Origin of the sequence: Ruoffia sp. FAM 24228, from assembly GCF_045528575.1 — a bacterium.
Classification (GTDB): domain Bacteria; phylum Bacillota; class Bacilli; order Lactobacillales; family Aerococcaceae; genus Ruoffia; species Ruoffia halotolerans.
This window is the reverse complement of the sequence record NZ_JBGQQZ010000017.1, coordinates 1-23,827: the sequence shown is the minus strand read 5'-3', so window position 1 is coordinate 23,827 and position 23,827 is coordinate 1. Positions and strand designations below refer to the sequence as shown.

General features: G+C 38.3%; 25 protein-coding genes, 1 pseudogene and 1 other annotated feature. Of the genes and pseudogenes, 10 read left to right on the top strand and 16 right to left on the bottom strand.

Annotated elements, in window-relative coordinates:
- Positions 1–21 precede the first annotated feature (21 nt).
- Positions 22–573, bottom strand: coding sequence for a 3'-5' exonuclease (locus ACEN33_RS04635; RefSeq protein ID WP_407089646.1), 552 nt, complete (start codon positions 571–573; stop codon positions 22–24).
- A gap of 150 nt (positions 574–723) precedes the next feature.
- On the opposite strand from ACEN33_RS04635, the gene ACEN33_RS04630 reads away from it, so the two are divergent.
- The 4 genes from ACEN33_RS04630 (at position 724) to ACEN33_RS04615 (ending at position 4,320) form a co-directional block, all read left to right on the top strand.
- The gene (locus ACEN33_RS04630) at positions 724–2,148 is read left to right on the top strand and encodes a Y-family DNA polymerase (protein ID WP_407089647.1); all 1,425 of its coding nucleotides are present in this window, start codon (positions 724–726) and stop codon (positions 2,146–2,148) included.
- Complete coding sequence (locus tag ACEN33_RS04625; RefSeq protein ID WP_407089648.1) at positions 2,145–2,513, top strand: DUF2642 domain-containing protein; 369 nt, start codon at positions 2,145–2,147, stop codon at positions 2,511–2,513. The genes ACEN33_RS04630 and ACEN33_RS04625 overlap by 4 nt, the downstream gene beginning before the upstream one ends.
- On the top strand, positions 2,503–2,793 hold the full coding sequence (locus ACEN33_RS04620; RefSeq protein ID WP_138404755.1) for a DUF5960 family protein: 291 nt from the start codon (positions 2,503–2,505) through the stop codon (positions 2,791–2,793). Before ACEN33_RS04625 ends, ACEN33_RS04620 begins: the two co-directional genes overlap by 11 nt.
- Positions 2,794–3,210: 417 nt before the next feature.
- Positions 3,211–4,320 carry an Ldh family oxidoreductase gene (locus tag ACEN33_RS04615; RefSeq protein WP_338490316.1) on the top strand — a complete coding sequence of 370 codons (1,110 nt, stop codon included), beginning with the start codon at positions 3,211–3,213 and terminating at the stop codon, positions 4,318–4,320.
- Between the two features lie 36 nt (positions 4,321–4,356).
- On the opposite strand, the gene aroD is transcribed toward ACEN33_RS04615, so the two are convergent.
- The 8 genes from aroD to ACEN33_RS04575 all read right to left on the bottom strand — a co-directional run bounded on the left by aroD (position 4,357) and on the right by ACEN33_RS04575 (position 9,907).
- Positions 4,357–5,106: a type I 3-dehydroquinate dehydratase gene (aroD, locus tag ACEN33_RS04610; RefSeq protein WP_407089649.1), complete on the bottom strand. Its 750-nt coding sequence runs from the start codon at positions 5,104–5,106 to the stop codon at positions 4,357–4,359.
- A gap of 118 nt (positions 5,107–5,224) precedes the next feature.
- The gene (locus ACEN33_RS04605; RefSeq protein ID WP_407094652.1) at positions 5,225–6,376 is read right to left on the bottom strand and encodes an NADP-dependent malic enzyme; all 1,152 of its coding nucleotides are present in this window, start codon (positions 6,374–6,376) and stop codon (positions 5,225–5,227) included.
- Positions 6,377–6,412: 36 nt separating this feature from the next.
- Positions 6,413–6,664, bottom strand: coding sequence for a hypothetical protein (locus tag ACEN33_RS04600; protein WP_407093505.1), 252 nt, complete (start codon positions 6,662–6,664; stop codon positions 6,413–6,415).
- Positions 6,665–7,546: 882 nt separating this feature from the next.
- Complete coding sequence (locus ACEN33_RS04595; RefSeq protein WP_407089652.1) at positions 7,547–8,899, bottom strand: CHAP domain-containing protein; 1,353 nt, start codon at positions 8,897–8,899, stop codon at positions 7,547–7,549.
- Positions 8,874–9,104, bottom strand: coding sequence for a phage holin (locus ACEN33_RS04590; protein ID WP_235956391.1), 231 nt, complete (start codon positions 9,102–9,104; stop codon positions 8,874–8,876). The genes ACEN33_RS04595 and ACEN33_RS04590 overlap by 26 nt, the downstream gene beginning before the upstream one ends.
- Complete coding sequence (locus tag ACEN33_RS04585; RefSeq protein ID WP_138405217.1) at positions 9,091–9,357, bottom strand: hypothetical protein; 267 nt, start codon at positions 9,355–9,357, stop codon at positions 9,091–9,093. The genes ACEN33_RS04590 and ACEN33_RS04585 overlap by 14 nt, the downstream gene beginning before the upstream one ends.
- A gap of 73 nt (positions 9,358–9,430) precedes the next feature.
- On the bottom strand, positions 9,431–9,658 hold the full coding sequence (locus ACEN33_RS04580) for a DUF2922 domain-containing protein (protein WP_138405218.1): 228 nt from the start codon (positions 9,656–9,658) through the stop codon (positions 9,431–9,433).
- Positions 9,659–9,706: 48 nt separating this feature from the next.
- Positions 9,707–9,907: a hypothetical protein gene (locus ACEN33_RS04575; RefSeq protein WP_138405219.1), complete on the bottom strand. Its 201-nt coding sequence runs from the start codon at positions 9,905–9,907 to the stop codon at positions 9,707–9,709.
- A 224-nt stretch (positions 9,908–10,131) separates the two neighbouring features.
- On the opposite strand from ACEN33_RS04575, the gene ACEN33_RS04570 reads away from it, so the two are divergent.
- Positions 10,132–11,775: a peptide ABC transporter substrate-binding protein gene (locus ACEN33_RS04570; protein ID WP_407089653.1), complete on the top strand. Its 1,644-nt coding sequence runs from the start codon at positions 10,132–10,134 to the stop codon at positions 11,773–11,775.
- 61 nt (positions 11,776–11,836) lie between these two features.
- Here ACEN33_RS04570 and pepT read toward each other — a convergent pair whose 3' ends face one another.
- Positions 11,837–13,090, bottom strand: a complete 1,254-nt coding sequence (gene pepT / locus ACEN33_RS04565) for a peptidase T (RefSeq protein WP_407089671.1) — start codon at positions 13,088–13,090, stop codon at positions 11,837–11,839.
- Positions 13,091–13,250: 160 nt separating this feature from the next.
- Positions 13,251–13,482, top strand: a binding site (T-box leader).
- A 488-nt stretch (positions 13,483–13,970) separates the two neighbouring features.
- Here pepT and ACEN33_RS04560 point away from each other — a divergent pair.
- The 5 genes from ACEN33_RS04560 to ACEN33_RS04540 all read left to right on the top strand — a co-directional run bounded on the left by ACEN33_RS04560 (position 13,971) and on the right by ACEN33_RS04540 (position 18,303).
- Complete coding sequence (locus ACEN33_RS04560) at positions 13,971–14,234, top strand: hypothetical protein (RefSeq protein ID WP_407093506.1); 264 nt, start codon at positions 13,971–13,973, stop codon at positions 14,232–14,234.
- Between the two features lie 93 nt (positions 14,235–14,327).
- Entirely contained in the window at positions 14,328–15,269 is a 942-nt protein-coding gene (locus ACEN33_RS04555; RefSeq protein WP_407093507.1) for an ABC transporter permease, read from the top strand.
- Complete coding sequence (gene opp3C, locus ACEN33_RS04550) at positions 15,270–16,343, top strand: oligopeptide ABC transporter permease (RefSeq protein WP_407093508.1); 1,074 nt, start codon at positions 15,270–15,272, stop codon at positions 16,341–16,343.
- Between the two features lie 8 nt (positions 16,344–16,351).
- Positions 16,352–17,401, top strand: a complete 1,050-nt coding sequence (locus ACEN33_RS04545) for an ABC transporter ATP-binding protein (protein WP_138405225.1) — start codon at positions 16,352–16,354, stop codon at positions 17,399–17,401.
- On the top strand, positions 17,398–18,303 hold the full coding sequence (locus ACEN33_RS04540; protein ID WP_138405226.1) for an ABC transporter ATP-binding protein: 906 nt from the start codon (positions 17,398–17,400) through the stop codon (positions 18,301–18,303). Before ACEN33_RS04545 ends, ACEN33_RS04540 begins: the two co-directional genes overlap by 4 nt.
- 111 nt (positions 18,304–18,414) lie before the next feature.
- Here the strand turns inward: ACEN33_RS04540 and ACEN33_RS04535 are convergent, their stop codons facing one another.
- The 6 genes and pseudogenes from ACEN33_RS04535 to ACEN33_RS04510 form a co-directional block, all read right to left on the bottom strand.
- A complete protein-coding gene (locus ACEN33_RS04535) occupies positions 18,415–20,145 on the bottom strand; it encodes a DUF1002 domain-containing protein (RefSeq protein WP_138405227.1) in 1,731 nt (576 codons plus the stop codon).
- Positions 20,146–20,320: 175 nt separating this feature from the next.
- Positions 20,321–20,659, bottom strand: a complete 339-nt coding sequence (locus tag ACEN33_RS04530; protein WP_138405228.1) for a nuclear transport factor 2 family protein — start codon at positions 20,657–20,659, stop codon at positions 20,321–20,323.
- 2 nt (positions 20,660–20,661) lie between these two features.
- Positions 20,662–21,081, bottom strand: coding sequence for a nucleoside 2-deoxyribosyltransferase (locus ACEN33_RS04525; RefSeq protein ID WP_138405229.1), 420 nt, complete (start codon positions 21,079–21,081; stop codon positions 20,662–20,664).
- Positions 21,082–21,215: 134 nt separating this feature from the next.
- Positions 21,216–22,205 carry a DNA cytosine methyltransferase gene (locus tag ACEN33_RS04520; protein WP_407094651.1) on the bottom strand — a complete coding sequence of 330 codons (990 nt, stop codon included), beginning with the start codon at positions 22,203–22,205 and terminating at the stop codon, positions 21,216–21,218.
- Between the two features lie 99 nt (positions 22,206–22,304).
- Complete coding sequence (locus ACEN33_RS04515) at positions 22,305–23,528, bottom strand: DNA cytosine methyltransferase (RefSeq protein ID WP_138405426.1); 1,224 nt, start codon at positions 23,526–23,528, stop codon at positions 22,305–22,307.
- Between the two features lie 183 nt (positions 23,529–23,711).
- Positions 23,712–23,827: pseudogene (locus ACEN33_RS04510) on the bottom strand (IS30 family transposase); the annotation flags it as partial.

The window sequence follows — 23,827 nt, the reverse complement described above, 5'->3', positions numbered from 1 at the left end:
CGGGAGGTTGGGTTTTCGTTTCTACAATCTATAAAACTGCTTCACATTTCCTACTTTCAACAAATCCTCAACAGTCTGCGTCTTCGAGTACATCGTTAAAGCGTGGATGACATAAGCAGCGGCTCGCGCATCTTCTAGAGCATTATGATGATTAAATTCAAATTTTATTTGCTGGCATAATGATTTCAAACTAAAACTTGAGAGCTTTCCGCGCCATAAATTACGGGCCAGCTGACAAGAGTCAAAATAATTCATACCTAACTCTGGGAGACTGAATTTTTCATTGGCTGATCGAATCACACCTCGGTCAAATTGAGTATGACTCACAACTGGTGCTTCTCCTACAAATTCTTGAAATCGCCCAATCACTTCATCATATGCTGGTTTTCCTTGAACTTGTTCGGGTGTTATTCCGTGAATACGAATATTGTTCGGTGCAAAAGAAGTCAGTGGATCAATTAATTCGTAAAAATGCTTAACCATAATTCCGTCGACAACTTTTACTGCCCCAAGTGAACAAGCTGACCAGCGCTGACCGTTGGCTGTTTCAAAGTCAAATGCAACATATTCCATTGAATAACCCCTTCCTTATAATCTTAATCTCCATATCAGTATATACACTTCTTACCTCTCGTCAAGTCACAGTTTTTAAAATATTCCACTTGCTTATACGAACGTTTGTTCGTATAATGGACTCAAGGTTTTATCAAAAGGAGGATTATAATGGGAAACATTCAGTATGATAAAGAGCCTAAATCTGACATAGCTTTCATTGATATGAAATCCTTTTATGCCAGCGTTGAGTGCGTGGAACGTGGCCTCCACCCCCTCTATACTTCTTTATGTGTGATGAGTCGAGCCGATAATGCAAACGGTTTGATTCTCGCCTCTTCACCAACGTTTAAGAAAGTTTTCGGTAAGGAGAATGTGGGGAGAAGCTATGATTTACCCTTTAATATTCAGACTCGGCGATTCAATTACTATGTTGCCAAACGTCAAAATTTACCCACAAATCGAGAATATGTTCGCTTTATTGAGAGTTGGGCACGAAAAACACTCATCGTTCCTCCAAGAATGAGCTTATATATTGAGAAAAATATGATTATTCATGACATTCTTCAAAATTATGCCCCTAAGGAGGAAATTCTGCCCTACTCTATTGATGAAAGTTTCATTGATCTAACACGTTCGCTAGATTATTTTACTAAGCAAAAAAATATCTCTCGCCGTGCTAAACTCGATGGGATTTCTGAACAGATTCAACGAGAAATCTGGAAAGCAACCGGTGTTTTTTCAACAGTCGGTATGAGTAATGCGAACCCACTTCTTGCTAAATTAGCACTAGATAATGAAGCAAAATATACACCAAACATGCGTGCTAATTGGTCTTATGAAGATGTTGAAACGAAAGTCTGGAACATTAAAAAACTCACTGACTTTTGGGGAATCGGACGGCGAACAGCCATTCGTCTTGAACGAATGAAAATTTACTCTATTAGAGATTTAGCTAACAGTAACCCTGAACTACTCAAACAAGAGTTTGGCGTTATTGGTCTGCAACTCTGGTTTCATGCTAATGGAGTGGATGAAAGTGATGTGCGTTACCCTTATAAAGCCAAATCCACAGGTTTAGGTAACTCGCAAGTTCTGCACAAGGATTACTATAAGCAATCCGACATCGAACTCGTCTTAAGCGAAATGGCTGAGCAAGTAGCTATCCGTTTGCGTAAAGCTCATAAAAAGACAACCAGTGTGGCAATATCTATTGGCTTCTCTCACACTGCTGAACGATCATCCATTCATGTTCAAAGAAAAGTCGACCCCACTCAAAATACAAAAGTGCTCATCGGTCATGTCATCAGTCTTTTTCGTTCAAAATATAATGGCGGTGCCGTTCGAAATATCGCTGTTCGCTATAATAATTTTGTTGATGAGAAATATGCTTTTATATCTTTATTTGATAATTTTGAACAAGTTGAGAAAGAAGAAACCCTTGAAAAAACAATTGATGATGTTCGTGAACGATTTGGCTTCTTGTCCGTGCAACGTGCAACTGTACTTAAAGAAAACTCCAGAAGTAAAGCGCGTAGTCAACTTATCGGTGGCCATGCGGCAGGTGGCGCTGGTGGCTTGGATGGGTTAGCATGACAGTTGATCGAAGCTATCTTCCTTACCGTTCTGCTCGGAATTACCAAGACCGGAAGATGGCTAAATGGATGGGCTTTTTCCTATCAGAACACACCACCGCGCTCACAACTGAAGCCGAGACGATTGATTTTAGCCAATCGCTCCCTTTAGGAGAGAAACTTCTCTTACTCAACCAATTATACTTGCAAAAGCTATCTGGTATTTTTCAAATCATACAGGACGAAAAGTCTAAAGAAATACGCGGGAAAATCGATTCCGTACAAGCAGATCAAGTTGGTATACAAAGTGAGAATGCCCACTACTTTATATCTATTAAACACATCATATCAATCAAATTAGAGGAGGAATTGGACGATGGATTCTAGAAACATACAGAATAGTAGTGTTCAATTCGATTATTTTAGTGAGAATTTTATGCGATTTGAACAAGATTTTAATGCTTATTCAAATTTGGTCGTCCCTTTAACATTTATGGTCGATGACATTCTTTTTACTATGAATGAGTCACAAACCAATTACTTTAAGCTCCCCGCAATGAAAGCAAAAGATAATAAAAATCATTACTTTATCTTCAGAGTGAAAATGCAAGAAAGCAATTCGCAAGTCCGCATTTATGAATATATTCGACACACCTCATCCTTTTAAATGTCACTTTAATGTAGCTCATCTTCTCATAAAAAATATAAGCGACAAAGTATCTTATTATCTTGATACTTTGTCGCTTTTGTTGTGCTTTTCGGGGGTTGGGTCGGGAAGCTGCGGTGATTCACCAGCTCGGGTGGACGAGCTGGTGGAGTTGGCCTGGATTCGCTAGCTCAGATGCGCGAACTGGCGAAGTTGTCTTGGATTCGCTAGCTCAGGTGGGCGAGCTGGCGAAGTTCTCTTGCATTCGCTAGCTCAGGTGAGGGAGCTGGCGTATCCTCTGTTTCTACATTTATAATTTTTTTGCACCTTTTATAAATACTTTTTATAAATTCCTTGTTATTTAAACCTGAATATGCTAATTTTAAAGTGCCAGGAAACGCTTACAAAGCCAGTTAAAATTACTAGGAGGAATAGAAAATGGGTCAAACTTTTACTGTTGAATGGGATTGGGTAACAAAGTTTGTCAAAGATGTCTTTATGGCTTATGGGATTCCAGAAGAAGATGCGGATATTTGTACTGATGTGCTGCTTGCGTCTGACCGCAAAGGGATTGAATCTCATGGGGTAAATCGATTTAAGCCAATTTATCTTGATCGAATTAAGGCAGGAATTCAACATCCGGAGACGAATTTTGAAGTTGTTCGTGAAACACCGACAACAGCAGTTGTGGACGGACATGATGGGATGGGACAAGTCATTGGATATAAAGCCATGCAGATGGCGATCGATAAAGCGAAAGAGTTCGGAATGGGTATGGTTGCGGTTCGAAACTCAACTCACTACGGAATTGCGGGTTATTACACAGATATGGCTGCAAAAGCAGGTTGTATCGGCATGACCGGGACGAATGCGCGCCCTTCGATTGCGCCTACTTTTGGAGTTGAGAATATGTTAGGTACAAACCCACTCACACTCGGTTTCCCAACCGATGAGGATTTTCCATTTTCATTAGATTGTGCGACTTCAATTAGTCAACGCGGAAAGATTGAATATTACGCACGTATTGGTCAAGATACACCTGCAGGAATGGTGATTGGTCGTGACGGAAAAGCAATGACTGACTCGCCTGAAATTCTAGAAGCGTTAGTTAATGGTCAAGCAGCGCTAGCACCACTTGGGGGTATCGGTGAAGAACTCGCTGGATATAAAGGTTATGGTTATGCAACTTTTGTAGAAGTATTATCAGCTGCCCTACAACAAGGTAACTTCTTACATATGTTATCAGGCATTGGGAAAAATGGCGAGAAACAGAAGTTCCATCTAGGACATTTCTTTATTGCTATTGATACCGAAGCTTTCGTTGGTTTAGACAGCTTCAAGAAGACAGCCGGAGATATCTTAAGAGCTTTAAGAAATTCAGAAGTGGCGCCAGGCGAAGAACGCATTTATACTGCCGGTGAAAAAGAACACCTCGTGTGGTTAGAACGCAAAGATACCGGTCTCCCTCTAAATGAAGGGGTGCAACAAGAAATGATTACTATTCGTGATGAACTAGGCTGGACAGATTACAAACTACCATTTGAATAAGCATTAAAGAAGGGGAGCAATCCATGCTCCCTTTTTTTATAAACTCAAATTCTTTAAAGCGACTGCTAAATCTTCAACAGCCATTTGACCGGGAGCAGATGCTTTTCCTAAAGAACCGAAAGTTGCTGCAGAGCCAAATACTTCGCCAGCAAGGCGACTAACCATTCCTAAATTACCCATAGACATTGTTATTAAAGGTACTTTGGAAAATTGTTGACGTCGATGTGTTGCTTTCAATAGTGTTAATACATCTTCTGGCGTTTGTGGCATAACAGCTATCTTGCAAATATCTGCCCCTTTACTCTCCATCAACTCAAGACGACGAATAATCTCTTCCTCTGGAGGTGTTCGTTCAAAGTCATGATTACATAGCACCACATAAATCCCTTGACTGCGACACTCTTGAATAAGACCGTCTAACTTTTCTTCTGGGATAAATAACTCAATATCTAATAAATCAACGTGTCCTTCATTAATAATTTCTTGATAAAGGGCAACATATTGCTCATAGGATAGCTCGCGTTCCCCACCTTCTTCAAAAGTACGGAAGGTAATTAACAACGACTTATTCACCAGCTGTTTGACAACTTTAGAAAGTTCGCTCACTGCGCCCGATTTTTCCACATCTTCATAAAAATCAATGCGCCATTCCACTAAATCACCTGATGACTCACCTGCCTCTTTTGCAGCTTTAATAATCTCCGCACGAGTTTTACCAATAATCGGTACAATTATTTTAGGTCTGCCTTGACCAATGGATACATTATCTATCGTCACTCGCTTCATCTTCCACCCTCCCTTACTTGATGTAATTATCTCTACATTTGATAATAGCTTATACAGAAGCAAAAGGCTAAAAAAACCAATGAACCTTCACGAGATCTATTAGTTTTAATATTAAATATTATTTTGTCGCATTGCGAACACTGTCCGCAACGACTTCTGCTACTTTAGGGTTAAAGGCATCTGGAATAATATTATCCACACTTAACTCTGATTCTGGAATCACACTCGCAATTCCTTGAGCTGACGCGATTTGCATTTCATCTGTAATATCACTTGCGCGTGCATCTAAAGCTCCACGAAAAATACCAGGGAAAGCTAGAACGTTATTAATTTGGTTAGGGAAATCACTGCGCCCCGTTGCGACGATAAATGCGCCACCTTCCTTCGCTTCATCCGGCATGATTTCTGGTGTTGGGTTCGCCATCGCGAAGATAATCGGCTTTTCACTCATTGTTGCAATCCATTCTTTCTTCAACACACCTGGCGCCGACACACCAATGAAAACATCCGCATCTTTCACAGCTTCTTGTAAATCCCCTTTCAAGTTATCAGGATTTGTTAAACTAGCTAAGTCCTTGTGCCGCTCATCTAAAGCAGGATCATCTTCAGCAATCATACCATCGATATCACAGACGATAACATTTTTAGCACCTGCGGCTAACATTTTCTTAGCAATTGCCGTTCCGGCAGATCCACCACCATTGATAATGATTTTTGCTGACTCGATTTTCTTATCAGCAACTTTCAATGCATTGTATAAAGCACCTAATACGACAATCGCTGTCCCATGTTGGTCATCGTGGAATACTGGGATATCCAATTCTTCTTTCAAACGTCTTTCAATTTCAAAACAACGCGGTGCAGAAATATCTTCTAAGTTAATTCCACCAAAAGAAGGAGCAATTGCTTTAACATGTGAGATAATCTCTTCAACATCTTGTGTATCTAATGAAATTGGAACAGCGTCCACATCTGCGAACGCTTTGAATAAAGCAGCTTTCCCTTCCATCACTGGAATCGCAGCTTCAGGTCCGATATTTCCTAGTCCTAATACAGCTGATCCATCAGTGACAACTGCGACTAAATTACGTTTCGTTGTATATTTATAGACATCTTCTTTATTCTCCGCAATCGCTGAACTAACTGCCGCCACACCTGGTGTGTATGCTACGGATAATTCTTCCATATTTGTAATGGATACTTTAGGATTAACCTCAATCTTCCCGCCTAGTTCCTCGCTTAATCTAAGAGCTTCTTTCCTCACGTCCATGTATCTTGCTTCCTTTCTATGATTGAACTCTACTCATTACCACTCTGCATTCTCAAGTTCCCACTCTGTCCAAGGATATGGTGCTACTAAAATCTCCTCGCCTGTTTCAGGATGTGTGACTGTTATCACAGTTGTTGTTAAATTATTTTGATGCCTAAAACCCTCCACATGAAAATACCCATTACTATCAGCTACGGCATTTTCCATAGTTGTAGCATAACCATTTACATGTGTTACTTTCACTTCAGCATTCGGGTAAGTATAACCTTCGACATATCCTTGATCCACAAAATATCTTTCAAGCGTTAAGTAGCCTGACACATGTTCGGTGCTATTGGACGATACTGGTAAATACCTAATTCCATCCCATACATATTCAGACCATTCTCATTTAAGTCTCTAATTGTCGGTGAGATTGATCTCCAGCTATTCCGTAATCATAACTCTTATAAGATTTCACTGTTATTGTTGCTAGGGCCTCTGCTTCTTGTTTACTCACATATGCCTCAACTTACTCAAATGTATAATTCTATGTACCTTCCTTATAAAGTCGAATTGCTTCTTCTCGCTGCTCTTCAAGTGACTGAGTATGCCCAACTTCTCCCGCAAAAATTAAAAAATAAATGCCAATATCAATTTCATCAATCTCTTAATCATTGCTACTGTCTATTATGTGTTTTAGTATAAATATATTATATAGTTTTATTATAGCATGTTAGGAAGCGCTTTAATAAATTAAATGCAAAAAGAACACAGAAACTAATTTAACTTAGCTTACCGTGTTCTTATGAAACCTTTCAATAACGAGCTTAATCTACTAGAACTTTTGACCGGCTGTTTCCTCCGATGATCCATCATTACTAAATCCATCGGCATCAATGCTTTTCTTAGTAGCTTATGTGATATACCCATCTACTCCGCCCCCTCTTTAGTCGTCAAATTCCTTAAAACTTGTGACTTCTTGAAATCATTGAAATGATTCTCTAAACTCATTATATGCTTTATCAAACCGCTTACAATTTTATTGTCCCAACATTCTCATGATTCATAGAAATAAGACACTCACAAGCAAAAAACGATCCTTGTCCCATCAATTAAATTTCATTTAAATGCGAAATTATCTTAAATAAAAAAACTTCCCGCAATCGCGAGAAGTTCTTCCTATTTCAATTAAGCACTCAACACATCTGACTCTAATAGCCAACCTAACACGGTCCCATTATCCGCTAATAGAAAAGCTTTTTGCATTACTTCTTTCGTTTCTAATACATCAAAAGCCTTGCCTTTGACCCAAGTCGCTATCCGCTCACCGGTCTGCCAAGTGGTCGCATCGGTCGATACAATCACTTTCTCATTTCCTTCACTTCCAGCAAACCAGTCTGCATCTAGCTTCTTCAAGACGCCCGGATTGGCTTTATCTATCCCAACTCTTCTTGCTTCCATGCGTTCTAAGTACTTCGTGTATCCTAAAGCAGCATAGTCGTACTTAGATCCACCAACCTGAAATAAGCCTTTGACTGCATCCTTGAAATTCCTCTGGCCACTCACTTTATATATCCCACCGGGTCGCAGTAAATATATCCAGTCTTCAAAGAAATCCTCCTCCGATGCATAGCGAAGATAGTAACCACCTTCGCTCTTAGGACGTGGACTGCCCTTCGTTTTCTTAATATCAGGATTGCCAATATAGTTGACTGACCAGGTCATCCCGCCCCAATTTTGATCTAATTTTGCGACATTGGACTGACCCCAAACCCCTTCAAAATGCAACATAACAATAAGTAGACTGGGTAAAATTTGATACTGCTTTGATAAGGCGAGTAACTTATCTAGATGTGCCTTCGATAACTGAGCATCTTGATATATTAGAGCAGCTTCTGACACAACTACAGTCGGCGTCTGAATTTTATCTACAAAGATTTGATTGACCTTACTCTGCACATGGTTAAAGTCATAACCCGCAGCAGCGAGTTGAGCCATTCTTGCTTGGCCGACACCCCATTTTCCTGCGATAACTTCTTGAACCAACTCATCAATGGTCTTCTTCACTTCACCGACCACTTGATACTTCGGTCTAGCGTAGCCCATAATGCGCTTATCATTCCATTGAAAAGTATTCCGCTTCACTTTGGCTTGGCTATTGCCTTCAATGGTCTTCACTTGGTTATGCTCAACCGACTCCACAAACCCAATGTGATCAGCCCAACCATTCCCATCCCAATCAAAAGTAATAATGTCACCCGCTTTAGGGAACTGTCTTCCTAACCAAATCCCTTTCGCTTTGAAGATGTTGATATGACGTTGGACACCACACTCTCGCCCAATCAAATCACTCATCCCAGCCTGATCGGAAACAACCGTTACAAACACGTCACACCAATCATCAGTCAACTTGACCTGATACCCCATCGGGATGGGACGTATTGAATTATAGGCTGCAATTAAATTATTGAAAGTGTTCGTCCCCTCACTCACACCAATATAACTTTGTGCGACTTTAAGCAACGACTGTACTGTGGCCATTCCCGTCACCTCCATTGTAATATTTACTTGAAATTTGTAAGATCGTCCCGAGAAAAACGGCGAATAAGTTAATGGTCGAAACGAGTATTTCCACATCCGCATAGCTATACAACTCTCCCAAACCTTGGAAAAGTACCGCCACAGCTGGTAAAACCACTAAGACAAACCACTTCAGTAAATCATACGTTCGATTAGTTAAACGCATAAGAGGTCAGCTCCTTTACTTGATTCGACAACGATATCTGTTCCATCTCTAAGGTATGAAGCTTCATATCATGGTTATTGACCCGTTGGGTTAAATCACTTAAACCATGTTTATTCGCTTCCAGCTCTGTTTGCATCGTATCTAGGCGGTTAATTAAATTTTGAATCGAAGTAATTAAACGAATCATCTTGGAGATGAGCGTTATTACCGTAATCATTGCCCCAGCCAAACTACCTAATTCAATCACAGACATGCCTTTTCCTCCTTTTTCGCAAAAAAATAAGCCTCGCTAATAACTATAGCGAGGCGTTGGGGGTGCGCTGCGATTAAGCAGCGTAAATGTCTTCAACCGTACGACGAACGTAGCGAGCTCCTACTGCTTGCGCGTAAGCATCACCATTCTCATTAACAAAGATTTCAGCGCCAGCAATTGCGTCCAATGCTGCTTGAGCCTCTTGTGCTGTTAGGCCCAACTTAGGGTTACGAAGTGTGACCTTTTTGTTTGATCCTGCTTCGTCTTTGAATAACAATTCTAAATTATTTGTTTCTTCCATTGTGTATACCACCCTTCTTTTCACTTAAGCATCTTTATCTGACACTATTTACGCAAACGCGAATGTGTGAACCGCTTCTACCGTTGCGATTGGCTCCTCAATCACACTTTGCAGTGCATTGCGAACAGCCTCAACATCCTCTACTGGCGCATCCTGAGTTAAATCATTCAACGTCACCGTTGTCTTCTTCTCCGTCACCGGATTAATCGCAGTAAGCTTTAAGCTTGCTGATAGGAATTCTTTGTTCATCGTACCCCTCCTCGTTTTTGTTTGTAAGTAAAACTACTTACACCCCTATAAACGTATTTTTTAGAAAAAGTGTCACCCCTATTTTGGGAAATGTTAAAAATCCCTCAAACTTATTTATTTATCATTCTTCTAATTATTTATTAATTGTAATCTTTATCATTGACTTATTATTAGAAAGTGCTAAATTGAAAGAAATATTATTTAGAAAAGGATGAGTGTTGAGAATGAAATTAAAAAGGAAAGTTGTATCTCTTTTTGTTAGTGCTTTGGCCTTAGGTAGCGTGTTTTCTAGTGTTCCTGTTTCTGCTCAAGATGCACCAGAGGTGGATCCTTCTGTTGAACAAACATTAAGTATCGCAACTAATGGAGAATTATCGACTTTAGATAGTGCATTATACAATGATGTCCCTACATCAGATATGATCGGTCAAATCAATGAAGGGCTGTACCGCGTAACAACGGGGAGTGAAGTTGAATTAGGTCAAGCTGAGGATGTTAATGTTAGTGATGATGGTCTCGTTTATACATTCACACTAAGAGATGGATTAACTTGGAGTAATGGAGATCCTCTCACGGCGCATGACTTTGTGTATAGTTACCAACGTTTGGTTGATCCTAATTCAGGTTCAGTTGCTTCAACGACGGTTGAAATCTTTAAAAATGCTGCAAGTATCCGAAACGGTGACATGGAACTGGATGAATTGGGCGTCGTAGCCTTAGATGATTTAACACTAGAAATTACACTTGAATATCCAGCGCCTTACTTACCAAAGCTGCTAACAGGAAGTCGATTCTTACCAGTTAGCAAAGCTTTCGTAGAAGAAGTGGGTAGTAGCTATGCTACTTCGTCAGAAAACCTTGTAAGTAATGGACCCTTCACATTAGAAAACTGGAACGGTTCAAACCTCGAATGGAATCTAGTGAAAAATCCTAACTACTGGGATGCTGATAATGTTTACTTAGAAGATGTTCTTGTTCAAGTAGTGAAAGAAACAGGTACGGGAGCTGATTTATTTGATGCGCAACAACTCGACTATGCTGTCTTAACAGATGACTTTGTACAACAATATGCTGGAAGTGACTTTTTCTACTCCGTACCTAAATCTACTGTTGGATATCTAAGTTATAATACAACTAGAGAAGCTACTGGTAACGCGAATATCCGTCGTGCTTTGTCACAAGCATTCGATAAAGAATTATATGCAGAATCGGTTATTCAAGATGGTTCAACACCATTAAATGGTTTAGTACCTGTCGGATTTGATGTGAGTGAAGACGGGGTTGATTTCCGTGATGAGCAAGGAGATATCTTAGTTTATGATGTCGAACAAGCTCAAGCAGATTGGCAAGCGGGACTTGATGAGTTAGGTGTGGATTCATTAGAACTTGAATTATTAACATCAGATGTTGACCTATCAGGTCGTACGGCTGAATATTTACAAGCTCAATTACAAGAAAACTTACCTGGTTTAACATTAACAATTCGTAGTGTCCCATTACAAAACCGTATTGAATTCCAAAGAAATCTAGAATTTGATATCTTCTATGGAACGTGGGCACCTGATTACCAAGATGCAATTAACTTTATTGAACAATATCGCACGGATGGCGGAATCAACTTTGCTGAATATTCAAATGAAGAGTACGATGCTCTCGTAGAAGCAGCACAGGTTGAATACGCAACTGATTCTCAACAACGTCGTGAAGCATTGCTAGAAGCTGAACGCATTGGTGTTGCAGAAGATGCAGTCACTGCACCGATTTACCAAGCTTCATCGTCATACTTACTAGATCCACGTGTTCAAAACTTTGAAGTCTATCCATTTGGTCGTACAATTAACTTACGTACAACTTATGTTACTGAATAACATGCCACAATAAAAGGTCGAACAAGGAGCTTAGCGCTCTTTGTTCGACCTTTTTTCTTGTTTAGATGTGATAAACCACTGGTTGTTCTTGGACGAGTTCAATTATAGATAGTATGACATCACTCGCTAATTTCATTCTTTCCACGGTAACAAATTCGTATTGCCCATGAGAATTCTCAGACCCTTTAAATAAATTAGGTGTCGCAATGCCTTTAAAAGCGAGATGACTCCCGTCTGTTCCACCACGCATAGGGTTAATTCTCGGTGTCACACCAACTGCTGCGTAAGCTTGCTTCGCTAAATCAAATGATCTTGAATCATTTTTTATTATATTTCCCATATTTGCATATTGATTTGTAATCACACATGATATTCTTGGATAAGCATAAGTAGCGTTTTGTTCATCGACCCATTTCTTGATTTGTGCTTTTCGCTCTTCGAACTTATCAAAGTCATGATCGCGAATATTATAAATCGCAGTCACTGAGTTTAAGTCCCCAGTTTGACCTCCTAACATATAGTATCCTTCATAACCACTAGTAGTTTCAGGAGTTTCATTCGCTGGGATTTTTTGGTAAAACTTCGCTGCTTCCGCTAATGGATTTACCATGACATCTTTAGCTGCCCCTGGGTGAACACTCGTACCAGTAAAAGTTAAAACCGCTTGCGCCGCATTAAATGTTTCATAATCGAGTTGCCCAGTTCGTCCTCCATCAATGGTATAAGCAAATTCAACGGGCCATTTTTCTGCAATGAAGCGACTTGCGCCAATCCCAATCTCCTCATCCGGTCCAAATGCTACCCAAATATCTCCATGAGGAATCTCAGGATTCTCGATAAGATGTTTCATCACCTCAACAATTGATGCCATTCCTGCTTTACAATCCGCTCCTAATAAAGTTGTCCCATCCGTTGTCACTAATGTTTCGCCAACATAATCTTTTAAATTAGGAAATTCTTTGACGGTCATCACAATATCTAACTCTTTGTTTAAGACAACATCTTTCCCATCATAATTGTAATGAACTTGTGGGTTTACATTCTCAGATGGGAAGTCAGCTGTATCTATGTGAGCCATAAAACCAATTGCTGGAATATCTTCGTCTGGTTGGTTGCTAGATACTTTAGCTGTGACGAAACCATCACGTTCATCATAGAATACCTCCTCTAGCCCTAATAAATTCAATTCGTTCTCAAGCTTCAAAGCAAATTCGACTTGTTCTGGTGATGAAGGGATCATATGTTTATTGGCTGGGTTACTTCGTGTATTAAACCGAGCGTATCGGATAAATCGTTCAAGTATTGTTGAGTACATCATAGTCCTTCTTTCTTTTCGTAATATAATTAAGATGTATTATAAAAGAACAAATATATATTGCAACTTTTATTAAAAATAACTGAATAAAATTAAAAACAAAAACAGAACTATTGACTAACGCTTTTATAATTAGTACTATATCATTAATATTCCATGAGGAAATGCGACGAAGAGAAGAGTAATTCACTTAATTAACTTTATTAGAGAGTCTGGCTGGTGAAAACAGATAGTTAAAAGTGAATGAAGATGAACTTGGAGCATTCGAATGATTCAAATTAAATCGACGGGTGCGCCCGATAACGCGCAAAGTATTCATTGATACTTATTGAGCGATTACTTGTGAAAGTAATTCGGAACCTGGGTGGTAACACGATAAATTCGTCCCTTCTGTTAGATTATTTCTGACAGAAGGGACTTTTTTCATCGAAAGAGGTGATGGCTTTGGATGAAAAGACACTTGAAATTATTCTTGAGTACCAGGCTGATTACTTTTTAAAGTTATTTTTAGCGACTCGCTTCTTGCCTGTGAAGAGGTTGGATCGGTGTAAACTTGGAATGGGCTTTTGTCAAAAATGATAATTATTAGGACGCTGAAAATGTATACCTTGATGTAGCTCACATATCTGTGATAAAAGAAATCGGAACTGGGATTGACTGATTCGAAGTTAGTGAACAGGAAGTGATATTCTTCATACCCTTCCAATAGCAAAGATTGGTTACTTAGGTTTCAATACAGCTCGTGAAAACACGGGCAACATTGCTTTAAGACGTGCGATTTCTCAAGCCTTCGATAAAGAACTTTATAATTAATCGGATTGGAATACTGCCAAAGAAGAACTAGAATTTGATACAATAGACTTAGAACTACTTGTCTCTGATGATGACCTGTCGAGAAGAACTTATTCGTTCAGCTAAATATGACTTCGTAAATGACTTAGATGGCCGTTGGGAAACTTTAATTGAAGCTGAAACACTAAGTATTAAAGAAGAAGCAGCTGTAGCTCCGATTTACCAAAGAGCCAATCCTTTCTTACTTACTCCAGAAGTAAAAGGTTTGAGAGTGTTACCTTTGGGTCGAAGTTATGATTTACGTCAAGTATATATATTTCTGCTCAGTAGTTCAACGGAATTACGTCGCTAGTTCTTAAGATGTTGCTAGTGTAGTCAATTGTCAAATTGTATCATGATCGTATACCGATTCATGACACAGTTATATAATAGAAAGAGGTTTAGAATGACACAATATTTTCGTTATATATTACGAAGAGTTGCATTAATGGCAGTTACATTATTTATTATTATTTCTGTAACTTTTTTATTGGTGCAATTTTTACCAGGGTCACCTTTTGCCAACGAAGAATTATTAACTGAGACTCAACTTGCCTTATTATATGAAAAGTATGGATTAAACGAACCCATTCATATTCAATACTTTAATTATATAAGGAATGTACTCAAAGGAGACTTCGGTGTTTCCTTCCAGTTCAATAATATCCCTGTGACACAAATTCTTGCAGATAGAGCCGGACCTTCGATTCAGTTAGGACTCCAAGCGATGGTGCTTGGAACAATTGTGGGAACCATTCTGGGTATTATCGCAGCAGTTAAACAAAACACTTGGATTGATACATTAACTTCAACGGTTGCTATTGGTGGACGATCTGTGCCAAACTTTGTCTTTGCTGTATTACTTCAATTCATCTTTGCCGTTGTCTTAGAATGGCTACCGATCGCTTTTTGGCGCGATGGCTTCTTATCGAGCATCCTGCCGACGATTGCTTTAGCAATCTCACCGACGGCTGAAGCTGCCCGGTTCATTCGTACGGAGATGATTGAAGTGCTTAATAGTGATTACATTGAACTCGCCAAAGCCAAAGGGTTTTCAAAAATATATATTATCAGTAAACACGCGCTAAGAAATGCAATTATTCCTTTATTAACTATCTTAGGACCGGTAACTGCTAGTTTAATGACTGGATCACTCGTTATTGAGAATATCTTCTCCATTCCTGGAATTGGAGAACAGTTCACAAAATCGATTCTAGTGAACGATTATCCAACTATTATGGGTGTGACAATCATGTATTCAGTTATTCTTGTTGTCATTATCCTCATTGTAGATATTCTTTACGGATTGATCGATCCTAAGATGCGTGTTACACAAGGAGGTAAGTAAATGTCACATACAGAGATTCCTAATACAAACTATAATCAAAAAATTGTAGAACGCACAAAAGATATAGACGACTCACTATTTACAACAAAAGTTCAATTAGAATCTGATCGGAATGAGGAAATTGTCGCTCCTACACTAAACTTCCTCCAAGATTCTTGGCGTCGTCTCAAAAAGAATAAAGGCGCGATGATTTCATTCTTTGTTATTTCTTTGATTATCATTATCGCTGTGTTTGCACCCTTCTTTGCGCCACATGATCCAAATGCGCAAAACCCTGCATGGTCAAATTTACCACCAAAAATTCCTGGTTTAGAAGGGTTTAGTTGGTTCAATGGAACGTCTGTAAACCGTGGGGGTGCATTAATTGATAGTTATGACCAATCTGGTGTACCTGAAGGAGTTTATTATTATCTTGGAACTGACAGTTTAGGTCGAGACCTATTGTCTCGCATCATCTTCGGGACACGGATTTCTTTAATCGTTGCCTTCGCAGCAGCGCTAATAAACTTAATATTCGGAATTGCATACGGTATGATTTCTGGATGGATGGGCGGACGCGTGGATAACCTCATGCAACGAGTGCTTGAAATTCTATCCGGTGTTCCTAACTTAGTTATTGTCGTACTCATGCTTTTAGTTATGAATCCCGGTTTGGTTTCGATTATTATTACCATTGCTTTAACCAGTTGGATTACGATGTCTCGGGTTGTGCGAGCTCAAACAATTCGACTCAAGCAACAGGAATATGTCTTAGCTGCACAAGTGTTAGGTCAACCCACTATTAAGATTATGTTCAAACATATCTTACCGAATATGATGGGGTTGATTATCGTACAAGTCATGTTTGCCTTACCGTCAGCAATATTCTTTGAAGCCTTTTTAAGCTTCATTGGTATCGGAATTCCAGCGCCTAACGCATCCCTTGGAACTCTTATTAATGACGGTTACAAGACATTCCGATTCTTACCTCATCTCATGTGGTATCCAGCAGCAGTGATTTCGATTATTATGCTTTCATTTAACCTTTTAGCTGATGGTTTAAGAGATGCATTCGATCCGAAAATGAAAGAATAGGTGATATTTTGAAGGAAGAAGTATTAACAGTAAAAGACTTAGCCATTAGTTTCCAAACTTTTTCTGGGAAATTACAAGCAATCAGAGGCTTGTCTTTTAATCTTTATCAAGGAGAAACCTTAGCCATTGTTGGTGAATCGGGATCAGGTAAGACTGTAACGGCTCGCTCAATTATAGGACTATTAAGCAAAAATTCGATGATTGAAAGTGGCCAGGTTATCTTCAAAAATAATGACTTATTAAAGTATACAAACAAGCAAATGGAAGCGATTCGTGGAAATCAAATTGCGATGATTTTCCAAGATCCTATGACCGCTTTGAATCCAACACTTTCAATCGGAAGACAAATTACAGAAGTGCTTGAGAAGAAAAGAAAGATGAGCCGTAAAGATGCGGTGGATGAAGCAATCAATCTCTTAGATTTATGTGGTTTAGTCAATCCTAAAGAACGAATGAAGCAATATCCACATGAGTTTTCTGGAGGACAAAGACAAAGAATCGTTATTGCGATTGCCCTTGCGGGAGACCCTGAGATATTAATCGCAGATGAACCCACCACAGCACTCGATGTAACCATTCAAGCTCAAATTATTGAACTACTTAAAAAGATTCAAAAAGAGAAACAAATGACTATTATCTTTATTACACATGACTTAGGTGTCGTCGCCAATGTGGCTGACCGAGTTGCCGTAATGTATGCAGGTAAGATTGTTGAAATTGGATCGGTCGATGATATTTACTATCATCCGCAGCACCCTTATACTTGGGGCTTATTAAGCTCAATGCCAACCCCGGATTCGAAGGGAAGCTTGTATGCAATACCTGGAACACCTCCGGACTTATTAAATCCACCTGAAGGAGATGCTTTTGCCTTTCGGAATGAATACTCATTGGCCATTGATTTTGTTAAACAACCACCCTTATTCGAAGTAAGACAGGGACATTACGCTGCAACTTGGCTCTTACATCCAAAGGCGCCAGCAATTACAGTGCCAGAGCCCATTCAAAAACGCCATGAACACTTTGAATTGAAACTAAAGAGAGGGGAGATTCAATGACAGACAAGCCAATAAAGAAACAACCTCTTGTTCAGATTAAACAGTTAAAACAATACTATAATGAAGGTACTCGTAATGAAGTCAAAGCGGTCGACGGTGTCAGCTTTGATATCTACCGCGGTGAAACATTTGGTTTAGTTGGTGAATCAGGCAGTGGTAAATCAACAATTGGGCGTGCCATCGTTAATTTATATCAACCAACTGATGGGGATATTATCTTTGACGGTAAGTCATGGACCGAAAGACAATCCACTCAAAGTAAATTAGCCTTCAATAAAGAAGTTCAGATGATCTTCCAAGACCCTTACGCATCACTTAACCCGCGTATGAAGGTTAACGATATTATTGCGGAAGGCTTGGATGTACACAATCTAGTAGGAAACAAGAAGGAACGGGCTGAACGTGTCTATGAATTACTTGAGGCCGTAGGTTTAAACAAAGACCATGCTACGCGATATCCTTATGAGTTCTCTGGCGGACAACGTCAAAGAATTGGTATTGCTCGGGCCTTAGCCGTTGAACCAACCTTCATCGTCTGTGATGAACCGATTTCTGCTTTAGACGTTTCAATCCAAGCACAAATTATTAACTTGCTAGAGGAGTTACAAGTCAAACATAACTTAACTTACTTATTCATTGCCCATGATTTATCAATGGTAAAGTACTTTAGTGACCGAATCGGTATGATGTACCAAGGAAAAATTGTTGAAGTCGCGGACGCTGATACTTTGTATGATCATCCGAAGCATCCTTATACACAAAGTTTGCTATCAGCCATCCCATTACCAGATCCAGATTATGAAAAAGAACGTCATCGAATTATTTATAAACCAGATGAAGCGTTCTATAATCCTGAGAATCAATTAATTGAGACAGAGCCTAATCATTGGGTGTATCAGTGATTTGAAGGTTTAATATCGTATAAAATTAAAACCATCCCGCTAAATTCACGTAACATGAATTTAGCGGGATAGTTTTATATATCATAATTAAAGTTAGATGCTCTAATTGCTTTATTCCACTACCTCATCAATCACTGCAGTATATAAAGCGAAGTCTTCATCTGAAACATCGCCACCCATTTGAAGTAATATATCTCCTTTTGAATAAGTATGAGAATATAGCATAGCTGCTTCCTTCCCTAGATCATCATACACAGCCTTTATAGTTTGAAGATCATTTTCATCTCTCACTAAAAATAATCTTCCGTAATTGAATTGTTCAATGCTTCCATCTTCGTTCTCAAAAACAAACTCAGCAAATTGTGCTCCAAAACTAACAGCTTCTTCAGCTAGTAATGGCGCAATTCCATAATCATTACGCGTCATAATCTTAGGTTCCATAACATTAAGACCCGCATCATAAAATGCTTGAAGAATTTCTACAAGTTCTTCATTCTCCACGCTTTCTGCAAATTCACTCGATACACCGTTTTTAACATCAGCAGTTTGATTTTCTGGGGTTGAAGGCTCACTTCCATCTAGCGGTATCACGACTGGTGGTTTCCCATAGGATCTCATGTCCATTAGTTCTAGCTCCATATCCTCTAAATTTGCTGTCCCATTAAATCCAAAGCTCTGTTTAACATCAGCTTGGCGATTGGATGAAACCATCGTCTGAAAATCATCGTTTAAAAAGTAATCATCTGCTTTTTGACCGTTAACATATAACGCAAAATCATATCCCGCGGAAGTTTCAGTCTCTCCAGTATTTGTCACTGAATAATGAACTGTAAATACATTATCATAATTTTCAGTGACATAATCTACTCTTTCGTCCGTTAAATACATATCGGTAATTTCGACTTGAATTTCACCATGATTATAAACTTGGTTAATTGATTCGTATTGTCTCATTGCTTCTTCTAGGGCTGCCCTTGTGTCAGGGTTTTTAGATACTGATGATTTAGAAAAAGCAACACCGTGATCTAGTAGTAAAGATTGTACATTTTCGCTATATTGATAATTGTAATCAGCTAGAATTTCGCTAAGTATTTCATTAACTTCTTGTAAAGTTAATGCTTCCTTACCTTCTACTGCATGAACAATAGCCAAATTGTAGCGAGTAACTAACTGGGACACTTCTCTTTCCGACATATTTGTTTCACTTAATAATACTTCTTCTATTTGGATAAGGTTCTCAGCGGTTTGAATATCTTCTGCATCTAAACTATAACCAGCTTGATCAAATATTTCATATACACCACCTAAAGCACCTTCACCTGTTACTGCGATAACAGATGCAATTTTTATATCTGCATTCGTTGCTCCTGCCGTAATTGCAGCATTTTGATAAGCTGATTCAGACACCACGGTGATATTTTCTGGAGTTAGTATTTCAACATTAACTCCCGAACCACTTTCTGGCATATCGACCATTACACTTGAGTAAACATCTGTTGATTCATTTGAACCGTCACTGATAAGTTCATTTAAAGTAACACCATCAATTTTTATTAAGTTAGATTGATCATTGCTCTCCATTCCAAAGAGTGCTAATAGCTGACTAATCTGCTCATCTGAATTTGAATTACCTACAGCAACTCTTTTCTCCAGTTGCGCTACATTTGTTCCTTCTACCGGATCACCTTCGCCATCATTCTGTGTTTCTTCAAGTTGATTACGTAATTCTTCTAACTCTGCTTCTTTCTGAGCAATTTCACTTTCAATATCCTCTTGTGCATATACACCAACAACATTTGATAACACCAACATGCTACTTAAGACGAGAAACATTTTTTTCATCCGTGCACCTCTTTTCAAATTATAAAACAAGTATGTTTATAAATTAATTTTATCACATATTCATATTTAGTACATATGGATATTCAAAATATAATTAGAGTGTTATTAATCATATATTTTAAATTCCAAATAAAAAAGGATTGATAACAATATAGCTTTGTTATCAATCCTTTTCTTAAACCGGCACACAATATGATTCTATCTCAATCAATTGATGCTCTTCATTAAATGTGTAAATATCACATGCATCAATTCGCGACACAACACCATTATTATCAAAGATACCTGATCCTGTTATAATCACTTGATTCCCACTCTCAATGAGCTTAAACACGGTAAAATCTGTCTCAATTGAATCGAAATAATCCCGACTCTGCTGACAACGTTCCATGACATCTTCTCTACCTTGCGTTGTACTTTCTCCAACGACATGCCACTTTATGTCTTCAGAAAGAAAGGTATAAGCTGACTCAAATTCACCTACTGAAAAGTCACGTGCAATTTTTTCTAGCATTGTTATTCATCCTTCCCAAATTGTGCTTCAAGAATTCCAATAGCATCTTCAATCTCTTTGTAATAACAAACATTATCAAAATAATCTGTCCCAGCAATCATGGCAGATAATTGACTCTGATTTGTTCGATGTAAAATAATGACTGGTTTGCCAATATGTTCAGCGTAAGCCAACTCATATCCGACTCCTAAACTTGGGTTAGTCGTCTCAGCCACCATAACATCACACTCTTCAATCCACTGAATATCGCGGTCACGAATGGCTTTATCTCTTGTTTCAACTTCTCCAAAAGAAGTTAAACTATCATCACCAATATGTTCAGTTAACACTTCGTGGTTATTAGACAAATAATCAATCAATTGCTTGTAAATAGAAATATCCGCCCTACCTCCACGAATAGATGCTGCAAAATACACTTTCATGACTGTAACCTCCTTAGATTTTTCACCGTCATTGTAGCATTAATAGGTGATGACACAAAAAGAAAACCACTGATAAATACTTTATTTACAGCATTTATCAGTGGTTGATTTTATATCTGAATTTGACTTACCTTTTATACAAATAATTCTAATTGTACACTTTCAGCCATTATTCCATCTAAAGCATCAACAATATTCTCTGCAATTCTTTGAATAACAGGTACAACAACAGAATTTCCTGCTTGTTTATAAAGTTGAGATATAGCTATATCCTCAGGGAGCTGAAAATCACGAGGGAACCCTTGTGTATTAAAGCATTCTCTAGGAGTTAATTTGCGAATACCATAATCACTTAGAATTAATGGCACATTATTGCCACCTGTTCCCATATTAGCCGTCAAAGTTGGAACTACGCCACTCTTATTCTCACGGACATACTTACGACGCCATTGATAAATTGTATCTTGAGAGGTAATTCCTTCGGCTAATGCTGGATAGTAGGCATGTTTATCAGCTGTGTAGTAAAAGGAATCATCGATTTTTCCATTAAAATCAATGATATCTGTTAATGGTGTTGTCAATTCTATACTTTGGGGGAAAGAAAAATTTTGATAATCCTCCTTGTTATCAAATCCCACAATATAAATTCTTTCTCTATTCTGGGGGATATTGCCGTATTCTTTAGCATTCATTACTTTATATTTAACATAGTATCCATGATAACTTAGTGCTTCCATTATTACTTTGAACGTATTCCCATGATCATGAGTAACTAAATTTTTTACATTCTCTAAGAAAACGACTCTAGGTTGCTTTTCCTTAATTATTCGGAGAGTTTCAAAGAATAAGTCGCCTCTTTCATCTTCAAACCCTTTTCGATAACCAGCGATTGAGAAGGCTTGGCATGGGAATCCAGAAAGTAAGACATCAAAATCTGGCAATTCACTTACATCTAAATTATGAATATCATCCACAATTATTTGATTATTAAAGTTTAAAGAATAAGTCTTTGCAGCATGCATATCAAACTCATTTGCTAAAATTGTTTCAAACTTTCCAGTTTGTTCAAACCCAAGATCAATACCTCCAACACCCGAGAATAAAGAAACCACCTTATATGTCATTGTTCTTCCTCCAAGATAAAATAATATATTTATATTATAACGAACATACGTTCGGTTTTCAAGGGTGATGGTAGCAAAAAGCCCATCAACTGGGCTAATCTAGTCTAGGTCAACTATAGAATAAAATGCCATAGCTTTTCCTTGTTTAACAATGTTTCTATAATCTGTGTTGTCAATCACTGGGAACCAATCTGGTTTGTTTTTTAACATGTCATTGACTTCATTCATGTCTTTCGCATAACCGAATATATAGCTCTCTCCTGAATTTTTTGTTTTAAAGTCAGTATAAATCAAGGCATATTTAACATCTTCATTCAAGCTTTGATGGCTTAAATGATCATGTTTACTCAATGCTTCTGAAATTTTATCAGCAATTCGACGTATAACTGGAACAACGACACTGTTACCTGCTTGTTTATACAAATGTGAAACTGCAAGCTCAGGTAATTCATAATTAGCTGGGTAACCTTGAGCATTAAATGTTTCTCTAGGCGTAAGTTTACGGATACCTGAGTCAGTATAAATAATAGGTACATTATGTCCACCCGTTCCCATGTTTGCTGTTAGGGTCGGAACCACACCTGATTTGTTTTCACGAACATATTGTCTTCGCCATTGATAAACAGATTCATATGAATCAACTTCTTCTTCAAGTTTATCGTAAAAAGGTTGCTTACCTTCTCTATAGTAATACTTCTCATCCTTTTCAGAGGCATAATCGATAATATCTTGAAGCGTCGTTGATAATTCAATTGCTTCTGGAAATTCGAACGCATCATAAGCAGCTTTATTATCGAACCCAACAATATATATCCGCTCACGATTTTGCGGTATATTACCATAATCTTTACCGTTTAGGACACTCCATTTTATATAATAACCATTTGCTACTAACGATTCACGAATTACTTTAAAGGTATTTCCATGATCATGAGTAAGCATATTTTTCACATTCTCAATAAATATTGCTTTCGGTTGCTTTTCTTTAATCATACGAAGTAACTCAAAAAATAAATCCCCTCGTTCATCTTCAAAGCCTTTTCGGTAACCCGCAATACTAAAAGCTTGGCATGGGAAGCCTCCTGTAATAATATCCACTTCAGGTATCTCATCTGCTTCGACTTCATGAATATCTCTTTTATCTAATGATGTATTTGGAAAGTTTGTTCGATAGGTCACTTGTGCTTTTTTATCAAACTCATTAGCATATACGGCTCTGAACTCGCCGGTTTGTTCAAAACCAAGCTCAATTCCACCAACCCCAGCAAAAAATGACGCAATTGTATGTTTGCTTTTTATTGTAGAACTTACAGATTCTTGCATTTGCTCTCTCCTTTATAATTTGTTTTCGAAGCTATTATTATATCATTATGAGACGTGATTTGCAGCCAGAAATTATTCTGACCTTAAATTTTATGCGTTCTCTTCTTTAAATTCAGTATATGAGCCAGTTTCCATGAAGTCTAATAGATAATAATCTTCTGCTTTCTTTGTTAATTTGATTTGTCAAATTAAGCTAGACAAAACTGCTTCATCTAAGTAACTCAAAAATACTTCCAACGGTGTTCGGTAGTGTAAGGATTTCCGTGGAATCGTGTTCCGTTTGTGTGCAATCGATGACA

Bases quoted from the DNA above. Each gene is read 5' to 3' on its own strand.
- opp3C (WP_407093508.1), top strand. From the start codon at position 15,270: ATGTCACATACAGAGATTCCTAATACAAACTATAATCAAAAAATTGTA.
- ACEN33_RS04575 (WP_138405219.1), bottom strand. From the start codon at position 9,907: ATGAACAAAGAATTCCTATCAGCAAGCTTAAAGCTTACTGCGATTAAT.
- ACEN33_RS04585 (WP_138405217.1), bottom strand. From the start codon at position 9,357: ATGTCTGTGATTGAATTAGGTAGTTTGGCTGGGGCAATGATTACGGTA.
- ACEN33_RS04515 (WP_138405426.1), bottom strand. From the start codon at position 23,528: ATGCAAGAATCTGTAAGTTCTACAATAAAAAGCAAACATACAATTGCG.
- ACEN33_RS04525 (WP_138405229.1), bottom strand. From the start codon at position 21,081: ATGAAAGTGTATTTTGCAGCATCTATTCGTGGAGGTAGGGCGGATATT.
- ACEN33_RS04620 (WP_138404755.1), top strand. From the start codon at position 2,503: ATGGATTCTAGAAACATACAGAATAGTAGTGTTCAATTCGATTATTTT.
- ACEN33_RS04590 (WP_235956391.1), bottom strand. From the start codon at position 9,104: ATGCGTTTAACTAATCGAACGTATGATTTACTGAAGTGGTTTGTCTTA.
- pepT (WP_407089671.1), bottom strand. From the start codon at position 13,090: ATGTACTCAACAATACTTGAACGATTTATCCGATACGCTCGGTTTAAT.
- ACEN33_RS04555 (WP_407093507.1), top strand. From the start codon at position 14,328: ATGACACAATATTTTCGTTATATATTACGAAGAGTTGCATTAATGGCA.
- ACEN33_RS04630 (WP_407089647.1), top strand. From the start codon at position 724: ATGGGAAACATTCAGTATGATAAAGAGCCTAAATCTGACATAGCTTTC.
- ACEN33_RS04535 (WP_138405227.1), bottom strand. From the start codon at position 20,145: ATGAAAAAAATGTTTCTCGTCTTAAGTAGCATGTTGGTGTTATCAAAT.
- ACEN33_RS04635 (WP_407089646.1), bottom strand. From the start codon at position 573: ATGGAATATGTTGCATTTGACTTTGAAACAGCCAACGGTCAGCGCTGG.
- ACEN33_RS04580 (WP_138405218.1), bottom strand. From the start codon at position 9,658: ATGGAAGAAACAAATAATTTAGAATTGTTATTCAAAGACGAAGCAGGA.
- ACEN33_RS04540 (WP_138405226.1), top strand. From the start codon at position 17,398: ATGACAGACAAGCCAATAAAGAAACAACCTCTTGTTCAGATTAAACAG.
- ACEN33_RS04625 (WP_407089648.1), top strand. From the start codon at position 2,145: ATGACAGTTGATCGAAGCTATCTTCCTTACCGTTCTGCTCGGAATTAC.
- ACEN33_RS04570 (WP_407089653.1), top strand. From the start codon at position 10,132: ATGAAATTAAAAAGGAAAGTTGTATCTCTTTTTGTTAGTGCTTTGGCC.
- ACEN33_RS04520 (WP_407094651.1), bottom strand. From the start codon at position 22,205: ATGACATATAAGGTGGTTTCTTTATTCTCGGGTGTTGGAGGTATTGAT.
- ACEN33_RS04615 (WP_338490316.1), top strand. From the start codon at position 3,211: ATGGGTCAAACTTTTACTGTTGAATGGGATTGGGTAACAAAGTTTGTC.
- ACEN33_RS04595 (WP_407089652.1), bottom strand. From the start codon at position 8,899: ATGGCCACAGTACAGTCGTTGCTTAAAGTCGCACAAAGTTATATTGGT.
- ACEN33_RS04560 (WP_407093506.1), top strand. From the start codon at position 13,971: ATGATGACCTGTCGAGAAGAACTTATTCGTTCAGCTAAATATGACTTC.
- aroD (WP_407089649.1), bottom strand. From the start codon at position 5,106: ATGAAGCGAGTGACGATAGATAATGTATCCATTGGTCAAGGCAGACCT.
- ACEN33_RS04530 (WP_138405228.1), bottom strand. From the start codon at position 20,659: ATGCTAGAAAAAATTGCACGTGACTTTTCAGTAGGTGAATTTGAGTCA.
- ACEN33_RS04605 (WP_407094652.1), bottom strand. From the start codon at position 6,376: ATGGACGTGAGGAAAGAAGCTCTTAGATTAAGCGAGGAACTAGGCGGG.